Source organism: Caulobacter sp. LjRoot300 (genome assembly GCF_964253875.1).
Taxonomy (GTDB): Bacteria; Pseudomonadota; Alphaproteobacteria; order Caulobacterales; family Caulobacteraceae; genus Caulobacter.
On sequence record NZ_CAXUSA020000014.1, the window covers coordinates 1 to 16,281 of the forward strand.

General features: G+C 69.9%; 16 protein-coding genes. 9 read left to right on the forward strand and 7 right to left on the reverse strand.

The features are described 5' to 3' along the window. The first annotated feature begins 98 nt into the window (after positions 1–98). Together ACSQ2G_RS23575 and ACSQ2G_RS23580 are read left to right on the forward strand one after the other, a co-directional pair. Positions 99–470 (forward strand): YciI family protein, encoded by a 372-nt coding sequence (locus ACSQ2G_RS23575; RefSeq protein ID WP_436034799.1) that lies wholly within the window; start codon positions 99–101, stop codon positions 468–470. Between the two features lie 60 nt (positions 471–530). Continuing rightward, positions 531–1,067, forward strand: coding sequence for a YcxB family protein (locus tag ACSQ2G_RS23580; RefSeq protein WP_436034800.1), 537 nt, complete (start codon positions 531–533; stop codon positions 1,065–1,067). A gap of 11 nt (positions 1,068–1,078) precedes the next feature. Here ACSQ2G_RS23580 and ACSQ2G_RS23585 read toward each other — a convergent pair whose 3' ends face one another. Beyond that, entirely contained in the window at positions 1,079–1,312 is a 234-nt protein-coding gene (locus ACSQ2G_RS23585) for a hypothetical protein (protein WP_436034801.1), read from the reverse strand. A 582-nt stretch (positions 1,313–1,894) separates the two neighbouring features. Here ACSQ2G_RS23585 and ACSQ2G_RS23590 point away from each other — a divergent pair. Further along, positions 1,895–2,107 (forward strand): hypothetical protein, encoded by a 213-nt coding sequence (locus ACSQ2G_RS23590; protein WP_436034802.1) that lies wholly within the window; start codon positions 1,895–1,897, stop codon positions 2,105–2,107. Between the two features lie 140 nt (positions 2,108–2,247). On the opposite strand, the gene aroC is transcribed toward ACSQ2G_RS23590, so the two are convergent. Next, on the reverse strand, positions 2,248–3,369 hold the full coding sequence (aroC, locus tag ACSQ2G_RS23595) for a chorismate synthase (RefSeq protein ID WP_436034803.1): 1,122 nt from the start codon (positions 3,367–3,369) through the stop codon (positions 2,248–2,250). 230 nt (positions 3,370–3,599) lie between these two features. Here aroC and ACSQ2G_RS23600 point away from each other — a divergent pair, with 230 nt between their 5' ends. After that, entirely contained in the window at positions 3,600–4,052 is a 453-nt protein-coding gene (locus ACSQ2G_RS23600) for a hypothetical protein (protein WP_436034804.1), read from the forward strand. A 187-nt stretch (positions 4,053–4,239) separates the two neighbouring features. Here ACSQ2G_RS23600 and ACSQ2G_RS23605 read toward each other — a convergent pair whose 3' ends face one another. Together ACSQ2G_RS23605 and ACSQ2G_RS23610 are read right to left on the reverse strand one after the other, a co-directional pair. Then, positions 4,240–4,896, reverse strand: coding sequence for a hypothetical protein (locus ACSQ2G_RS23605; RefSeq protein WP_436034805.1), 657 nt, complete (start codon positions 4,894–4,896; stop codon positions 4,240–4,242). Continuing rightward, positions 4,893–6,263, reverse strand: a complete 1,371-nt coding sequence (locus ACSQ2G_RS23610) for a pectate lyase (protein WP_436034806.1) — start codon at positions 6,261–6,263, stop codon at positions 4,893–4,895. The genes ACSQ2G_RS23605 and ACSQ2G_RS23610 overlap by 4 nt, the downstream gene beginning before the upstream one ends. Positions 6,264–6,704: 441 nt before the next feature. Here ACSQ2G_RS23610 and ACSQ2G_RS23615 point away from each other — a divergent pair, with 441 nt between their 5' ends. Next, the gene (locus ACSQ2G_RS23615; protein ID WP_436034807.1) at positions 6,705–7,793 is read left to right on the forward strand and encodes a methyl-accepting chemotaxis protein; all 1,089 of its coding nucleotides are present in this window, start codon (positions 6,705–6,707) and stop codon (positions 7,791–7,793) included. Positions 7,794–7,968: 175 nt separating this feature from the next. Here ACSQ2G_RS23615 and ACSQ2G_RS23620 read toward each other — a convergent pair whose 3' ends face one another. From ACSQ2G_RS23620 to ACSQ2G_RS23630, 3 genes are all read right to left on the reverse strand, one after another. After that, on the reverse strand, positions 7,969–8,748 hold the full coding sequence (locus tag ACSQ2G_RS23620) for a site-2 protease family protein (protein WP_436034808.1): 780 nt from the start codon (positions 8,746–8,748) through the stop codon (positions 7,969–7,971). A gap of 6 nt (positions 8,749–8,754) precedes the next feature. Continuing rightward, complete coding sequence (locus ACSQ2G_RS23625) at positions 8,755–9,201, reverse strand: endonuclease domain-containing protein (protein WP_436034809.1); 447 nt, start codon at positions 9,199–9,201, stop codon at positions 8,755–8,757. A 159-nt stretch (positions 9,202–9,360) separates the two neighbouring features. Then, a complete protein-coding gene (locus ACSQ2G_RS23630) occupies positions 9,361–10,734 on the reverse strand; it encodes an aspartate aminotransferase family protein (RefSeq protein ID WP_436034810.1) in 1,374 nt (457 codons plus the stop codon). Between the two features lie 188 nt (positions 10,735–10,922). On the opposite strand from ACSQ2G_RS23630, the gene ACSQ2G_RS23635 reads away from it, so the two are divergent. From ACSQ2G_RS23635 to ACSQ2G_RS23650, 4 genes are all read left to right on the forward strand, one after another. After that, complete coding sequence (locus tag ACSQ2G_RS23635) at positions 10,923–11,594, forward strand: GntR family transcriptional regulator (RefSeq protein ID WP_436034811.1); 672 nt, start codon at positions 10,923–10,925, stop codon at positions 11,592–11,594. Between the two features lie 157 nt (positions 11,595–11,751). Continuing rightward, positions 11,752–13,239: an aldehyde dehydrogenase gene (locus ACSQ2G_RS23640; RefSeq protein WP_436034812.1), complete on the forward strand. Its 1,488-nt coding sequence runs from the start codon at positions 11,752–11,754 to the stop codon at positions 13,237–13,239. A gap of 5 nt (positions 13,240–13,244) precedes the next feature. Beyond that, on the forward strand, positions 13,245–14,699 hold the full coding sequence (locus ACSQ2G_RS23645) for an NAD-dependent succinate-semialdehyde dehydrogenase (protein WP_436034813.1): 1,455 nt from the start codon (positions 13,245–13,247) through the stop codon (positions 14,697–14,699). Between the two features lie 199 nt (positions 14,700–14,898). Further along, positions 14,899–16,263 carry an aspartate aminotransferase family protein gene (locus tag ACSQ2G_RS23650; protein ID WP_436034814.1) on the forward strand — a complete coding sequence of 455 codons (1,365 nt, stop codon included), beginning with the start codon at positions 14,899–14,901 and terminating at the stop codon, positions 16,261–16,263. Positions 16,264–16,281 lie beyond the last annotated feature (18 nt).

Consider the following 16,281-nt stretch of genomic DNA (forward strand, 5'->3'; position numbering starts at 1 on the left):
GCGCGGCGGGCCCCTCCCTCTCCCAATGGGAGAGGGTTTTCACGCGCCGTTCCGTGTCCTATCCCTAGCGCCCACAACGCCCCGGGGAACCTTCGCCGATGCTCTACATGCTGCTGTGCTACAACAACGAGACCGAGGTCCTGGGCTGGACCCCGGAGCAGGACGCCGCCGTCATGGGCCGCCTGGCGGTCGTGCATGACCGCCTGGTCGCCCAGGGCAAGATGGGGCCGTCGGGCCGGCTGCAGGGCACTTCGGCCGCCAAGACCCTGGTCAAGACCGACGCCCCGTTCGTGGTCGACGGTCCCTATGCCGAGACCAAGGAGCAGTTCCTGGGCTTCTACACCCTGGACGTCGCCGACATGGACGAGGCCCTCGACATCGCCCGCGAGCTGGGCGTGGCCAATCCCGGCGGCGCCTACGAGGTGCGGCCGATGCGGCTGTACCTGCCAGGGGCGATCGCGGCGGAGTGAGCTTGGCCTTTGGCGTTTGGCGGGCTAGGCAGGAAGCCAGATTTGTCGGCAAAGGCTCCCATGGCGTCGGTTTCGCTCCAGTATCGTCCCGAAGACTTCCTCGACGCTTGGCGCCTTCAGCTACGCCACAATCATTTTGTGCGGATCTGCCAGTTCGCGCCGCTCATCATTATCCTGGTTGTCTCCGGCCCGGCGTTCTGGACGGGTTATCGTGACCATGGCCTGATCGTTGGATTGATCTCGATCCTGCCGATGTTGATCGTGGCTGGACTACTCCTTGGTCTCAATGTTCTGAACGATCGGGTGCTGTTGCCGCGCCGCGCTCGTCGGTTTGTATCGCAGCAAAAGAGCATTCAGGGCGAGATCTCGATCGGTTGGGATGCCGAAGGAGTCGCCTTCATCGCCAAAGCAGGCCAGAGCCGCACCGATTGGGACGACTATTTCAAGTGGCTGGAAAACAAGTCCGTGCTGGTGCTCTTCCAGAGCGAGAACCTGATGAACGTCCTGCCCAAGCGCTGCCTGACCAATGATCAGGTCACGGAAGTCCGGCGGCGCCTGGAAGCGGCGCTCGGTCCTGCCGGCCGCAAGCGGAAGTAGGGGCGAGGCGCCTAGCCGTCCCGCTGGGCCTTCTTCCATTCCTTGAACTCGCGCTTTTCGCGGTCCTTCTTGCTTTCGCCGGGGATCACCGCCTTGCCGGCCCCGACCACGACCTTGCCGGTCGTGCCGACCACGGCGGCGCCCGCGCCGACCACGGCCCCGCCGGCGGCGACGGCCAGGCAGCCCTGGCCGGTGGCGGCGACGGCCACGAGGGCGAGGACGAGGGGCAGGCGACGCGGGGACATGTGACGCGACATTGGGGCAAGCTCACTGAGTTGGGGCCTGCGTTCTAGCCCGGCGCGCCGCCAGGGTCGCCGCGTCCGATGGCCGCTGTGTGGCGACGCGTGGGCGAGAGGTTCGGTACGCGGTCCACCATCCCCTGGTCGCCAGGTCATCGCCCATGACCAAAAAGCGGTTGTCATCCCGGACGAGCGCGCAGCGCGAAGATCCGGGACCGACGCGTGAACTCAGAGCTTGCGGCGGTCCCGGATCGGCGCTCGGCTTCACCAAGCTTGTCCGGGATGACAGCTTTCTTCAGAGCCAATCCATATGGAAGAGGCCCCCGATCGTCCTGGCGACGCCAGGAGAGGCCGCTAATCGGCCGGAAGCCTAACGTTCTCAGGGCAATGTCGAATTTCGACAGAGGCCGGCGCTGGCGATCCCTCGGCGAATCGCGCGCAGGCGGCCACGTTAATCTTCAATCTTCGCGCGCCGATGATCAGACTATCCTTAACGTCGGCGACGCTTGGTTACCTTTTATCAACGAAAAACTTAGGAACGAGACTCGCCGCCGGAGAGTTGATGCGCCGAAGGGATATGATTTCCGGATGACCTCCCGCGACGAACTCATCAAGCGCGAAGCTCTCGAGCTCTGGAAACAGATGCACGACGAGCCTCCGCCGGAAGTCGACGGCGGGACATTGCTCGAGATCATCTGCCGAAACCTGCACATCCAGGACTACGACCGCGTCCGCTCGCCGTTCCTGCGCCCGACGATGATCCTGCGCCCCGAGGAATGGCCCGAGGCGCGCAAGGGGTAGGGGCGTTTTCGCCAAGCTGAAAACAGCCTGTCATCCCGGACAAGCTCGGCGCAGCCGAGCGCCGATCCGGAACCGCCGGAAGCTCTGAGTTCACGCCCTGGTCCCGGATCTTCGCGCTACGCGCTCGTCCGGAATGACACCTACCGCCGACCGCTCATGCCCGGCACGAACGCCCCGCCGCCGGTCTGGGCGCGGTGGCGCAGGAAGGCGTCGGCCAGGACGCAGGCGGTCATGGCCTCGACCACGGGCACGCCGCGGATGCCCACGCAGGGGTCGTGGCGGCCCTTGGTGCGCAGGTCGACGTCTTCGCCGGCCTCGTTGACGCTCTCGCGCGGGGTCAGGATCGAGGAGGTCGGCTTGAAGGCCACGCGGGCCACCACCGGCTGGCCGGTGGAGAGGCCGCCCAGCACGCCGCCGGCGTGGTTGCTGAGGAACACCGGGCCGTCATTGCCCATCCGCATCTGGTCGGCGTTGTCCTCGCCCGACAGGGCGGCGCTGGCGAAGCCCTCGCCGATCTCCACGCCCTTGGCGGCGTTGATCGACATCAGGGCGGCGGCCAGCTCGGCGTCCAGCTTGCCGTACAGCGGCGCGCCCCAGCCGGCCGGCACGCCGACAGCCTCGACCTCGACGACGGCGCCGGTCGAGGACCCCGCCTTGCGGACCTTTTCCAGGTGTTCTTCCCAGACCGGGATGATCGCGGCGTCCGGCGACCAGTAGGGGTTCTGCTCGACCTGGTCCCAGTCCCAGTTCGCCCGGTCGATGGCGTGCGGGCCGATCTGCACCAGGGCCGCGCGCACGGTGACGCCGGGGATCACCAGCCGGGCGATGGCGCCGGCCGCCACCCGCGCGGCGGTCTCCCGCGCCGAGCTGCGCCCGCCGCCGCGATAGTCGCGCACGCCGTACTTGGCGAAATAGGGATAGTCGGCGTGGCCCGGCCGGAAGGCCTGGGCGATCTCGCCGTAGTCCTTGGAGCGCTGGTCGGTGTTGTCGATCATCAGGCTGATCGGCGTGCCCGTGGTGCGTTGACCATCCGTGCGCTCGTCCTCGAACACCCCCGACAGGATGCGCACGGCGTCCGGCTCCTGGCGCTGGGTGACGAACTTGCCTTGGCCGGGGCGGCGCTTGTCGAGGAAGGCCTGGATCTGCTCGGCGGTCAGGGCGATGCCCGGCGGGACGCCGTCGACCACGCAGCCCAGGGCCGGGCCGTGGCTTTCGCCCCAGGTGGTGACGCGGAACAGGTGGCCGAAGGTGTTGTGCGACATGCGGGCGGTGTAGCCGAAAGCGCGGAAGGGGGCAAAGCCGGGCGCGGCCTTCTTCGGGGGCCGGCGAGGTCGGACGCCCCGCCAGTCTCATTAAGCTTAATACATCTTATAGTAGGCTTAACGGTAAAGCTCCTAAAGGTTGCATAGAGCGCAACCCCAGAGTAAGGTTGTATCTGTCGGAACCTAAGGTGGCGCCCGGCGATGACCGGGCCATAACAGGGAGCAAGCACATGACCAGCGGCACAGCGAACTTCAGCGGCGATTGCGGCGAGTGCAAGAACGGCTACTACAGCGCCACGTCCTCCGGCGGGATGCAGCCCAACCAGTCGGCCACGGTCAACGGCAACTCGCCGCAGAACTGCGTGGTGGCCAACGACGGCGGCACGGTCTTCGCGATCGAGCTGCAGTCCATCGCCGGCATCTACAGCTACCAGGTGCGCGTCGACGCCCAGGGCCCCAAGGGCGCCTTCAGCGGCTCGATGTACCTGGCCTTCGAGGACCAGACGGGCGACGTCTACTATCTGAGCATCTACTCCTCGACCCGCGAGTGGCACGAGGTCTCGTACAACAGCAGCGCGCCGGCGATCGTCCGGATCTACTGGAGCGACTATTCCTTCACCGTCGGCAGCGGCGACGCCGCCAAGGCCAAGCCGGCGTACAAGGTGCTGAGCCCGGTCGGCTAGGGCGGATCGACGGGGCGTGCCGAACGGCATGTTCCGGTTCTAGCGCGCGGCTTGCCCCCACCTGGCGACGTCGTCGCCTGTCCGCCCCCACAGGGGGCGGAGCGCTCCGCCCCCTATGGGGGCGGACAGACCGCAACGCGGTCAGGTGGGGGCAAGTGGGCGAACCGCCAACGTCCTGTCTCGCCGTTTAGAACGGCGCGGGGATCCTGCGGCTGACCGTGACCTGGTCGAGACGGTCGGGGCTGTAGCGCACCTCGGTGACCGCCTGTCCGGGCGTGCCCAGCCAGAAAACCATCTGCCCATTCTGGCGCGTCACGGCCCAGGACGACAGCTTCGCCAGCGCCTGGCGGATCTTCCCGGGATCGGCGCAAAGGCCCGAGGCGGTCTCGTCGGAACAGGTGAACTTGGCCGGGGCGTCGCCTCGCCGGATGTCGTCCAGATATCTCAGCGCCGGCAGGGCCTGGGTCGCCTCAAGGCCAGGGTTCAGGCGCACGTAGCCGTCGTCCGGGCAGCCGGCGGCGCCGGGCAGGGCGACCTCGGTCGAGGCCGATACGCTGGAAAGCGCCGCCTCGCCTTCGGCGATGTCGGGGCCGTGGGAGAACCGGGCGATCCACCGTCTTCTCGAGCAACCCTGGGGGCCGGCGACGGGCCGTTCGACCAATTGGCGCTCGATCATGCCGGGCGGGTCCATGCCCCGATCCGTCGGAACGACGATCTTCGCGACCGGCTCGTGATCCTTGCCCGCCAGAACGATCTCGCCCGCGGCCCGCGGCGACAGTTTTGCGAGCGCGCTCAGCGTGGGCGGACCTTGCGTGGCGAGCAGGACCATCGTCATCAGCATCATCGGCGCGCCTCGGCGATGTCGGCGAGATAGAGTTCGAGATTGGTATAGCCCGAGCCGTCCTTGGCAAGGGCCGCCCCGTCGGCCTTCCTCGGGTCCAGACCATGCGCCTTTTCCCAGGCGTCGGGCATGCCGTCGCCGTCGGTGTCCACGGCCGCGACGCCGGCCGGCAGGACCGGCCAGCCGCCGACCTCGGCCTGGCTGTCGATCAGCCGGCCGGTCCGGTCGCGCACCCCGGCCACGACCCGGGCGTCGACGCTGTCGCGGAACACGCTGGCCCCGGCGTCGGCCAGCACCCGCTCATAGGCCAAGGCGGCCGGGTCGGCCTTGACCGGCGCCACGGCGATCGGCGCGGCCTGGCGCCAGCCCGGCGCCTGCAGCCCGCTGACCAGGCTCCAGGGATCGGCGGGCACGACGCCGTTCATGCTGTTGCCGGCGAAGAAGGCCTTGGCCAGGCTGTTGCTCTCGTCGAAGGCGACGGGCTTTTCGCTGTCGGGGCCCATGACATAGGCGTTGTCGACGAAGCTGTAGGCCGCCAGCGCCGCCTTGTCGGCGTCGTAGCCGGCGTGGCCCTTGCCCCAGTTGTAGAAGACGTTGGAGCGGAACTCGAACAAGGCCCCGACCGAGTCCTTGTCCGGCCCCTCGTAATTGCCCGGGCGCGGCATGCGGGCCAGGTGGTTGGCCCACAGGTTGTGGTGGAAGCTGATCTTCGAGCCGTTCCCGCCGCGGATCAGGCTGCCATAGCCGTGGTCGCCCTTGGCGTGGATCGAATGGCGCAGGCTCTCGGCGATGATCGACCACTGTACGGTCAGGTCATAAAAGCCCTGACCTGGCGCGTCGTAGCGGGCGCTGGCCGACAGGGTCTCGTCCACCGACCAGCTGGCCGAGACGTGGTCGAGGATGATCCGCCGGCCGGCGTTGATCCAGATCGCGTCGCCCTCGGTCCTGCTCACGTCGCCCAGGCGCGAGCGGATGAAGCGGATGACCACGTCGTCGGCGGCCACCACCAGGGTGTGGTCGCGCAGGGTGATCCCGCCGCCCGGGGCGGTCTGGCCGGCGAGGGTGATCCGGCCGTTGGCGATCTTCAACTCGCGCTTCAGCGGGATCGTGCCGGCGACATCGAAGACGACCGTCCGGGGCCCTTCGGCCTCGACGGCGGCGCGCAGCGAGCCGGGGCCGGAGTCCTCCAGGTTGGTGACCTTGATCACCGCCCCGCCGCGCCCGCCTAACGACAGCCGTCCCGCCCCCTCGGCGCCGGGGAAGGCGAGAACCTCGCGCGGCGCGGCCTGGGCCAGGGGCGCGGCGAGGGGCGCGGCGAGGGCCAGGACGGCGGCCAGGATCGTTGTCGGAGCGCCGGACGTGCGGATCATCTTCGTTTCCCCCTTTTTCGCCGCTCATCCCGGCGAATGCCGGGACCCAGATCCCATGGCGGTGCGGCTGGCTGGATAGGCTCAGAGCCATTGGCGTCAGCCCCGTCGCCATTCCATCTGGGTCCCGGCATTCGCCGGGATGAGCGGATGTTGGGGGGCATCATCTCCCGTCCCAAAACCTCTGTCCACCGGTGTCATCGCCGTACGGTAAGGCTTCCCGATCACTGTGGAAGGACAACCCGCGCGAGCCTTGATGATTAATCAGGCAGGGTTTGCCGCCAAATCGCGCATCCGCCACCCCGATGGCCCCTTGGACCGTCCATAGGGCGCGACGGATTGTCCGACCCCGGTTCTGCAAGCCGACAGCAGTGTCATGCTCGCCCGTCTGGCGAGTGATTCGGCTGTTCCGGGTCCCGCCGCCGGTTTCGGGGGAAGCCACGCATGTCGGCCGACGACGCCAGTCTCCGCCCAGAACGCATCCTGGAGCTCAGCGAGCGCCTCAGCGCCGTGGCCGGCGAGAAGATCGGCGAGATCGCCTATGTCAACCGCTCGGCCAAGATGCTGGCGATCAACGCCCTGATCGTCGCCGCCCGAGCCGGCGAGGCGGGGCGCGGCTTCGCGATCGTCGCCGAGGAGTTCAAGACCATCTCCACCCAGATCGACGTGGTGGCCGCCGCCCTGGAGAGCCAGGTGCGCGCCGACCTCGACGAGCTGACGGCGATCGGCGGGGCGATCCTGGGCCATCTGCGCGGCCAGCGCCTGGTCGACCTGGCCCTGAACGCCATCGAGATCATCGACCGCAACCTCTATGAGCGCACCTGCGACGTGCGCTGGTGGGCCACCGACAGCGCCGTGGTCGACTGCGTGGCCGCCCCGTCGCGCGAGGCCGCCACCTACGCCAGCCAGCGGCTGAAGGTGATCCTCGACGCCTACACCGTCTATCTGGACCTGTGGATCGCCGACCCCTCGGGCCGGGTGATCGCCAGCGGCCGCCCCGACCGCTATCCGGCCGCCCGCAACGCCTCGGTGGCCGACGCCCCCTGGTTCCGCGACGCCTTGCGCACCAAGTCCGGCGACGACTTCACGGTCTGCGACATCGAGCGGGTCAAGGCCCTGAACGACGCCCCGGTCGCCACCTACGCCACGGCCATCCGCGAGGGCGGCCAGGCCGACGGCCGGGTGCTGGGCGTGCTGGGCGTGCATTTCGACTGGAAGCCCCAGGCCCAGGCGGTGGTCGACGGCGTGCGCCTGACCGACGAGGAGAGGACCCGCTCGCGGGTGCTGCTGCTGGACCAGAACCACCGGGTGCTGGCCAGTTCGGACGGCAAGGGCGTGCTGGAGGAGACCTTCCAGCTCGACACGACCGGTGGCGATATGGCCAGCTACGCCGACGGGGCCCGCACCATCGGCTACGCCCTGACGCCCGGCTACGAGACCTACCGGGGCCTGGGCTGGTACGGCTGCCTGGTCCAGACCTCGGAGGCGCAGCAGCCGCCCTCGACCTTTCGCGCGGGCGTGAAGGCGGCGTGAAAAACCCCTCTCCCATGGGGAGAGGGAGGGGCCCAAGCGAAGCTTGGGAGGGTGAGGGGGTTCTGAGTTCGACGGCGCGCCGGCAGGGCGCTCATGGATAATTGGTGAGGGTGTAACCCCTCACCCTCCCACGCCTCCGGCGCGGGTCCCGCCCTCTCCCTCTGGGAGAGGGCGACTAGACCTCCCAGAACCGGAACGCCTGGTACCCCGCGCCGATGTCGGGGCGGGAGACGCCGAACAGGTCGGTGATCGTCAGCACGATGCTGAACAGGGCGTGGTTGACGCCGGGGATGAAGAAGATCGCCAGGAACAGGCCGATGAACACCAGGCCGCCGACTTTCCGCGCCTGCTGCTGGACCGCCGGCGGCAGGTAGGGGCGGATCACGCCGAAACCGTCCAGGCCGGGCAGGGGCAGCAGGTTCAGCACCAGGGCGAAGGCCTGCAGGAAGGCCAGGAAGGCGGCGGCGCGCGACAGCGGGCTGGTCTCGACGCCGAACGCCCGGTCGGCGGCCAGGCAGACGGCCAGGCCGACCAGCACCGCCAGCGTGCCCAGCGGCCCGGCCAGCGAGGCCAGGGCCCGGCCGCGCCGGCTGCGCATCAGGTCGTCGCGCAGATAGACCGCCCCGCCGGGAAAGCCGATCCCGCCCATGGCCAGCACCACCAGCGGCAGCACCAGGCTGGTCGTCAGGTCGGTGTATTTCAGTGGGTCCAGGGTCAGGTAACCCTTCTCGGCGATCGTGTGGTCGCCGGCCTTGTAGGCCACGAAGGCGTGGCCGAACTCGTGGACCACCACGCTGAGGATCCAGCCGACGACCACGAAGGCGAAGGTCAGCACGCCGGGAGGCGCGTCCATCCGCGCCAGGGCGAAGGTCAGGGCGGCGAAGATCCCCGTCAGGATCAGGGCGTTGGCGCTGATCGGGGCGGGCTTGGAAGGGCGGATGTCGGTCAGGGTCATTGCCCCTTATACCGCTTCTCCTCCCCCGCGCAGCGGGGGAGGTGGCGCGTCGCCAATCGGCGACGTGACGGAGGGGGCGTCCAGGCCGTCCCGCTGGCGGATCAGGCCCATCGCCCGCTCCCAGATCCCGGTGGCGACCTCGTCGGGATCGGCGAACACCTCGGCGGCGGTGTAGCGCATCACCGCCAGGCCCTTGCCGGCCATATAGGCGTCACGGCGCGCGTCGTGCTCGGGCGCGTCGCCCATGTTGTGGCCCCAGCCGTCGACCTCGATCACCAGCTTGGCCTCGGCGCAAAAGAAGTCGGCGATGTAGGGGCCGATCGGGTGCTGACGGCGGATGCGGGGTCCGTCAGGCTGGCGGGCGCGCAGGCGGAGCCAGAGCATGACCTCGGGCGGACTCATGGTCTTGCGCAGGGTTCTAGCGCGCGAGTGTGTCTTGGTCGTTGATCTCATAGGTTGAATATGCCGCAGGACGCCCCCTCCGTCACGCTGCGTATTCGCAGCGCGCCACCTCCCCCGCTGCGCGGGTGAGGAGGATGCTGCTCGTTCTCCTCCCCCGTGAAACGGGGGAGGTGTCCGCGAAGCGGACGGAGGGGGCGTCCCTCCGCGCGGTCAATCCACCCCCGCCAACACCGCCCGGATCGTCTCCACCACCTGGTCCACCTGCGCGCGCTCGATGATCAGCGGCGGCGACAGGGCGATGATGTCGCCGGTCACGCGGGTCAGCAGGCCGCGGTCGAAGGCGGTCTCGAACGCGGCCATCGCCCGGGCGGTCGGCGCGCCGGGGCGAGGCTCCAGCTCGATGCCGGCGATCAGGCCGAAGTCGCGGATGTCGACCACGTGGCGGGCGTCCTTCAGCGAATGGACCGCCGCGCGCCAGTAGGGCTCCACCTCCAGGGCCCGCGCGAACAGGCCCTCCTCCTGGTAGACCTCCAGCGTCGCCAGGCCGGCCGCGCAGGCCAGGGGATGGGCGCCGTAGGTGTAGCCGTGGAACAGCTCGATCGGGGCGTCGGCGCCGTCCATCATCGCCTGGTAGATCCCTTCGGACGCGGCCACCGCCCCGGCCGGGACGGCGGCGTTGGTCAGGCCCTTGGCCATGCAGATCATGTCCGGCGTCACCCCGAACCGCTCGGCCGCGAAGGCCGCGCCCACCCGGCCAAAGCCGGTGATCACCTCGTCGAAGATCAGCAGGATGTCATGCCTGTCGCAGATCGCTCGCAGGCGCTGCAGGTAGCCCTGCGGCGGGACCAGCACCCCGGTCGAGCCGGCCACCGGCTCGACGATCACGGCGGCGATGTTGCTGGCGTCGTGCAGGGCGACGATCCCCTCCAGGGCGTCGGCCAGTTCCGCGCCGTTCTTCGGTTGGCCCTGGGCGAACAGGTTGCCGGCCACGCCGTGGGTGTGGGGCAGGTGGTCGACGCCGGTCAGCAGGGAGCCGAAATACATCCGGTTCTTCGGAATGCCGCCCACCGAAATGCCGCCGAAGCCGACGCCGTGATAGCCGCGCTCGCGGCCGATCAGCCGGGTCTTGGTCCCCTTGCCGCGGGCCCGGTGGTAGGCCAGGGCGATCTTCAGGGCGGTGTCGACCGACTCCGAGCCCGAGCCGGTGAAGAAGATGCGGTCCAGGCCCGGCGGGGTGATCTGGGCGATGCGGCTGGCGAAGGCGAAGGCCCCCGGGTGGCCCATGTTGAAGCTGGGGGCGAAGTCCATCTCGCCGGCCTGGCGGCGGATGGCCTCGACGATCCTGGGCCGGTTGTGGCCGGCGTTGACGCACCACAGGCCCGAGGTGGCGTCCAGCACCTGGCGGCCGTCGGGCGTGGCGTAGTACATGCCCTCGGCGCGGCCCAGCATCCTGGGATTGGCCTTGAACCGCCGGTTGGGCGTGAACGGCATCCAGAAGGCGTCGAGGTCGTTGGTCGCGGCCTGAGTGCCGAAATCGGTCATGGGGAAGTCTCCGGCCCTGGCGTTCTGGGCTGACGCGTGCATTGTGATCGCAGTTCAATGTGATCTGGCAAGCCCCTACGGCCGCTCATCCCGGCGAATGCCGGGACCCAGATCCCAAAGCGTGGATTCTGATCGGATGAACGCCGAGCCCAAGGAAGCCGCCTCAAAGCCATTCCATCTGGGTCCCGGCGTTCGCCGGGATGAGCGGATCTTTTTAGCAGGAGGGGTAGGTGGCTGAACGCAAACCCCTCGCCGACAGCCTGGCCGTCCACGACCAGGTCTACGAGGCCCTTCGCCAGGCGGTGATCACCGGCCGCATCGCGCCCGGGGTGGGCGTCAGCCTGCGCAGCCTGGCGGCCGAGCTGGGGGTGTCGCCGATGCCGGTGCGCGACGCCGTGCGGCGGCTGGTGGCCGAGCGGGCCCTGGCGATCAACCCGGCCAACAAGCGCCTGAGCGTGCCGTCCCTGACCGCCGATCGCCTGGAGCAGCTGTCGCTGGCCCGGCTGTGGATCGAGCCGGAACTGGCCGCCCGCGCCGCGCCCCACGCCGACGCCGCCCTGCTCAAGCGCCTGCGCGAGCTGGACGCGGCCGTCGACGACGCCCTGCGGCTGGGCGACGTCGACGCCTACATGACCGCCAACCACGACTTCCACTTCGCCCTCTACGCGCGGGCCGAGGCCGAGGTGCTGCTGGCCATGGCCGGCGGCCTATGGCTGCAGATCGGGCCGTTCATGCGCGTGGTGTTCGGCCGGGTCGGCGCCGACGGCCTGGTCGCCGACCGCCACGCCGAGGCCATGGAGGCCCTGAAGGCCCGCGACGCCGAGGGCGCCCGCCGGGCCATCGCCGCCGACCTGTCGGAGGGCATGGACAAGATGCGCATGGCGGTGGAGGCGGGGCGGTGAAACTGGGGACGGCAAGGCTGGGGACAGGCACATGTGCCTGTCCCCGATCGCGTCCCCGGCGCCCAACGGTCAGGCACCGGCGCTCCGGTTCCCCGCCCCACCTTGACAGCCGCCCCGCCACCGCAAACTGTGATCACAATTCATCGAGAGCTCTGCCGTGACCGCCGCCAGCCCCATCGACGCCCTCAAGACCCTGGCCCTGCCCGGCCGGGCGGTGATCGACGGCGCGTTGGTCGAGGCGGCCTCGGGCATGACCTTCCACAACGTCGCGCCGCGCGACGGGACGGTGCTGAACCAGGTCGCCGCCTGCCAGGGCGAAGACGTCGACCGCGCCGTGGCCAGCGCCCGCGTCGCTTTCGAGGACGGCCGCTGGCGCGACCAGGGCCCGCGCGCCAAGAAGGCGGTGCTGTTCAAGCTGGCCGAGCTGATGGAGCGCGACGCCGAGCAGCTGGCCCTGCTGGAGAGCGTCGACACCGGCAAGCCGATCCGCGACGCCCGCGCCGTCGACATCCCTCTGGCGATCGGCACTACCCGCTGGTACGCCGAGGCCCTGGACAAGATCTATGGCGAGGTCGGGACCTCGCCGGTCGACCGGCTGAGCTGGGCGGTGCACGAGCCGCTGGGCGTGATCGGCGCCATCGTGCCGTGGAACTTCCCGCTGCACATGGCCATGTGGAAGGTCGCCCCGGCCCTGGCCATGGGCAATTCCGTCGTCCTCAAGCCCGCCGAACAGTCGCCGCTGACCGCCCTGAAGCTGGGTGAGCTGGCCCTGGAAGCTGGACTCCCGGCAGGGGTCCTGAATGTCGTGCCGGGCCTGGGCGGCGTGGCGGGCGAGGCCCTGGCCCTGTCGATGGACGTCGACATGATCGCCTTCACCGGCTCGGGCCCGGTGGGCCGGCGGCTGATGGAATATTCGGCGCGGTCGAACCTCAAGCGCGTGTCGCTGGAGCTGGGCGGCAAGTCGCCGCAGATCGTCTTCGCCGACTGCCCGGACCTGGGCGCCGCCGCCTCGGCCGCCGCCTGGGGCGTGTTCTATAACCAGGGCGAGGTCTGCACCGCGGCTTCGCGCCTGCTGGTCGAGGATTCGATCAAGGACGCCTTCCTCGAGAAGGTGGTCGCCGTGGCCGGGACCATGGTCCCCGGCGACCCGCTGGATCCGGAGACCAATTTCGGGGCCATGGTCAGCGAGCGGCAGATGAACACCGCCCTGGACTATATCGCCACCGCCGACAGCCAGGGCGCGCGCCGCCTGCTGGGCGGCCAGCGGGTGCGGCGCGAGACCGGCGGCTTCTATGTCGAGCCCACCATCTTCGACCGGCTGGCGCCCGACCACACCCTGGCCCGCGAGGAGGTGTTCGGCCCGGTGCTGGGCGTGCAGACCTTCAAGGACCCGGACGAGGCCATCCGCCTGGCCAACGACACCATCTACGGCCTGGCCGCCGGCCTGTGGACCAGCGACATCAACCGCGCCCTGACCTGCGCTCGGCGGCTGAAGGCCGGCCTGGTCTGGATCAACGGCTGGGACGCCTGCGACATCACAATGCCGTTCGGGGGCTTCAAGCAGTCGGGCTTCGGCCGCGACCGCAGCCTTCACGCGTTGCACAAGTACGCCGACCTGAAGTCGGTGTCCGTGACGCTGAGGTGACGCCCATGACCTTCAAGACCCTGGAGCTTGTCGAAACCGCCGCCTTCATCGACGGCCTGTGGATCGAGAGCGAGAGCACCTTCCAGGTGCTGAACCCGGCCGACGGGTCGGTGATCGCCGAGGTGGCCGACCTGGGCGCGTCGGAGACCAAGGTGGCCATCGAGGCCGCCCATCGCGCCTTCCCGGCCTGGGCCGCCCGCAGCGCCAAGGACCGCGGGGCGATCCTGCGCAAGTGGTCGGACCTGATGCTGCTGCACGCCGAGGCCCTGGCCCGGCTGATGACCGCCGAGCAGGGCAAGCCGCTGGCGGAGTCGCGGGGCGAGGTGTCGTACGGCGCGGCGTTCATCGACTGGTTCGCCGAGGAGGCCAAGCGGGCCTACGGCCACACCATCCCGAGCCCGCTGCCCGGGAAGCGCCTGGTGTCGATCAAGCAGCCCGTCGGGGTCTGCGCGGCGATCGCGCCGTGGAACTTCCCGATCGCCATGATCACCCGCAAGGTCGGGCCGGCCCTGGCCAGCGGCTGCACGGTGGTGGTCAAGCCGGCGGCCGAGACCCCGCTGTGCGCCCTGGCCATCGCCCGGCTGGCGGTCGAGGCGGGGGTGCCGGCCGGGGTGCTGAACGTGGTCACCGGCAAGGACAGCGCCGGCATCGGCAAGGCCCTGTGCGACGATGCGCGGGTGCGCAAGCTGTCGTTCACCGGCTCGACCCCGGTGGGCAAGACGCTCTACGCCCAGTGCGCCGGCACGATGAAGAAGCTGTCGCTGGAGCTGGGCGGCAACGCGCCGTTCATCGTCTTCGACGACGCCGACCTGGAGGCCGCCGTCGACGGGGCGATCGCCAGCAAGTACCGCAACACCGGCCAGACCTGCGTCTGCGCCAACCGGCTGCTGGTGCAGGCGGGCATTCACGACGCGTTCGTGGCGAGGCTGACGCAGAAGGTCGCGGCCCTGAAGGTCGGTCCGGGCACGGAAGAGGGCGTAACCATCGGTCCGCTGATCAACGACAAGGCTGTCGCCAAGGTCGAAAAGCTGGTGCGCGAAGCGGTCGAGCAGGGCGCGACGGCCACCGTGGGCGGCGACCGACACGAGCTGGGCGGGCTGTTCTGGCAGCCCACCGTGCTGACCGGCGCCACGCCCGACATGCGGCTGTTCCAGGAAGAGATCTTCGGCCCGGTCGCGCCGATCGTGAAGTTCGACACCGAGCAGGACGCCATCGACCTGGCCAACGCCACGCCGTTCGGCCTGGCCTCCTACTTCTACAGCCGCGACGTCGGCCGCTGCTGGCGGGTGGCCGAGGCGATCGAGGCCGGGATGGTCGGGATCAACGAAGGCATCATCTCCACCGAGGTGGCTCCGTTCGGCGGCGTCAAGGACTCGGGCCTGGGCCGCGAGGGATCGTCGGAGGGGTTGGACGAGTATCTGGAGACCAAGTACCTGTGCTTTGGCGGGATCTCTGCATGAGGTCGCCCGCCGCTCTTTCCCCTTTCACACCGTCATTCCCGCCCTTGTGGCGGGAACCCCTCTGTCCGCCGCAGGTGCGGGGGTGTGGCGCGCCAGCGCGCCAAGGCGCTTCACCGTCGGCTGAGCAAGGGGTTCCCGCCACAAGGGCGGGAATGACGGCTGAAAATTCGATGGGTGTTGTCGGCGGGGTCTCACCCGCATGACCCCCAACCCCGCCCCCACGCCAACCTTGTCGGACCTGATCCAGGACGAAGCCCGCCGGTTCGTGGACGAACACCCGCGCTCCCTGGCCCTGTCGCGGCAGTCGGCCGAGGTCTGGCGGGGCGGGGCGCCGATGCATTGGATGACCGACTGGGCTAGCCCGTGTCCGGTGTTCGCCGCCCAGGGCGTCGGGGCCCAGATCACCGATGTTGACGGCCGGCTCTACGACGACTTCTGCCTGGCCGACACCCCGGCCATGTTCGGCCACGGCCAGGAGGCGGTGGCCCGGGCCATCGCCGACCAGGCCCGGCGCGGGACCGGCTTCATGCTGCCGACCGCCGGCGCGGTGATCGTCGGCCGGCTGCTGGCCGAGCGCTTCGGCCTGCCGCTGTGGCAGATGGCGACCACGGCCAGCGACGCCAACCGCGCCGCGATCCGCTGGGCCCGGGCGGTGACCGGCCGGCCGGTGGTCCTGGTGTTCGACGGCTGCTACCACGGCATGGTCGACGACGCGTTCGTGACGCTGAAGGACGGCCAGCCCGTCATGAAGCCGGGCCTGCTGGGCCAGGTCCACGACCTGACCGCCACCACCCGCGTCGCGCCGTTCAACGACCCCGAGGCCCTCGCCGCCGCCCTGGCCCCCGGCGACGTCGCCGCCGTCCTGGCCGAGCCGGCCATGACCAATTGCGGGATGATCCTGCCGCGGCCGGGGTTCCTGGACACCCTGCGTGACCTGACCCGCCAGGCCGGGACCCTGCTGGTCGTCGACGAGACCCACACGATCTCGACCGCCCCCGGCGGCTACGCCCGCGCCCATGGCCTGGAGCCGGACATGCTGGTGGTCGGCAAGGCCATCGCCGGCGGCGTGCCGGCCGCGGTCTGGGGCGTCACCGCGCAGCTGTCCGAACGGATGGACGCCGCCGCCGCCCAGACCGGGCCCGGCCAGTCGGGGATCGGCACCACCCTGTCGGGCAACGCCCTGGCCCTGGCGGCCATGCGGGCCATGCTGTCCGAGGTGATGACCGACGCCGCCTACGCCCGGATGCTGGCCGGGGCCGAGCGGCTGATGACCGGCCTGCGCGGCGTGATCGCCGCCCGCGGCCTGCCGTGGTCGGTGGTCCATGTCGGGGCGCGGGTCGAGCTGGTGTTCGCCGCCGCGCCGCCGGAAAACGCCGCCGCGATGCGCGCGGCGCTGGACGCCGATCTGCTGCACGCGCTTCATCTGTGGCTGATCAATCGCGGGGTGCTGATCGCGCCCTTCCACACCATGATGCTGGTGTCGCCGGTCACCCCGGACGCGGCCGTCGACCGACTGGTCGCCGCCGTGGACGGGTTCGCCGGGGCGCTGGAGGGGCTGGCATGAGCGTTTCACATTTCCACA

Coding starts and splice junctions, on each gene's coding strand:
- ACSQ2G_RS23645 (WP_436034813.1), top strand. CDS start 13,245: ATGACCTTCAAGACCCTGGAGCTTGTCGAAACCGCCGCCTTCATCGAC.
- ACSQ2G_RS23580 (WP_436034800.1), top strand. CDS start 531: ATGGCGTCGGTTTCGCTCCAGTATCGTCCCGAAGACTTCCTCGACGCT.
- ACSQ2G_RS23605 (WP_436034805.1), bottom strand. CDS start 4,896: ATGATGCTGATGACGATGGTCCTGCTCGCCACGCAAGGTCCGCCCACG.
- ACSQ2G_RS23590 (WP_436034802.1), top strand. CDS start 1,895: ATGACCTCCCGCGACGAACTCATCAAGCGCGAAGCTCTCGAGCTCTGG.
- ACSQ2G_RS23620 (WP_436034808.1), bottom strand. CDS start 8,748: ATGACCCTGACCGACATCCGCCCTTCCAAGCCCGCCCCGATCAGCGCC.
- aroC (WP_436034803.1), bottom strand. CDS start 3,369: ATGTCGCACAACACCTTCGGCCACCTGTTCCGCGTCACCACCTGGGGC.
- ACSQ2G_RS23600 (WP_436034804.1), top strand. CDS start 3,600: ATGACCAGCGGCACAGCGAACTTCAGCGGCGATTGCGGCGAGTGCAAG.
- ACSQ2G_RS23615 (WP_436034807.1), top strand. CDS start 6,705: ATGTCGGCCGACGACGCCAGTCTCCGCCCAGAACGCATCCTGGAGCTC.
- ACSQ2G_RS23625 (WP_436034809.1), bottom strand. CDS start 9,201: ATGAGATCAACGACCAAGACACACTCGCGCGCTAGAACCCTGCGCAAG.
- ACSQ2G_RS23630 (WP_436034810.1), bottom strand. CDS start 10,734: ATGCACGCGTCAGCCCAGAACGCCAGGGCCGGAGACTTCCCCATGACC.
- ACSQ2G_RS23585 (WP_436034801.1), bottom strand. CDS start 1,312: ATGTCCCCGCGTCGCCTGCCCCTCGTCCTCGCCCTCGTGGCCGTCGCC.
- ACSQ2G_RS23575 (WP_436034799.1), top strand. CDS start 99: ATGCTCTACATGCTGCTGTGCTACAACAACGAGACCGAGGTCCTGGGC.
- ACSQ2G_RS23610 (WP_436034806.1), bottom strand. CDS start 6,263: ATGATCCGCACGTCCGGCGCTCCGACAACGATCCTGGCCGCCGTCCTG.
- ACSQ2G_RS23650 (WP_436034814.1), top strand. CDS start 14,899: ATGACCCCCAACCCCGCCCCCACGCCAACCTTGTCGGACCTGATCCAG.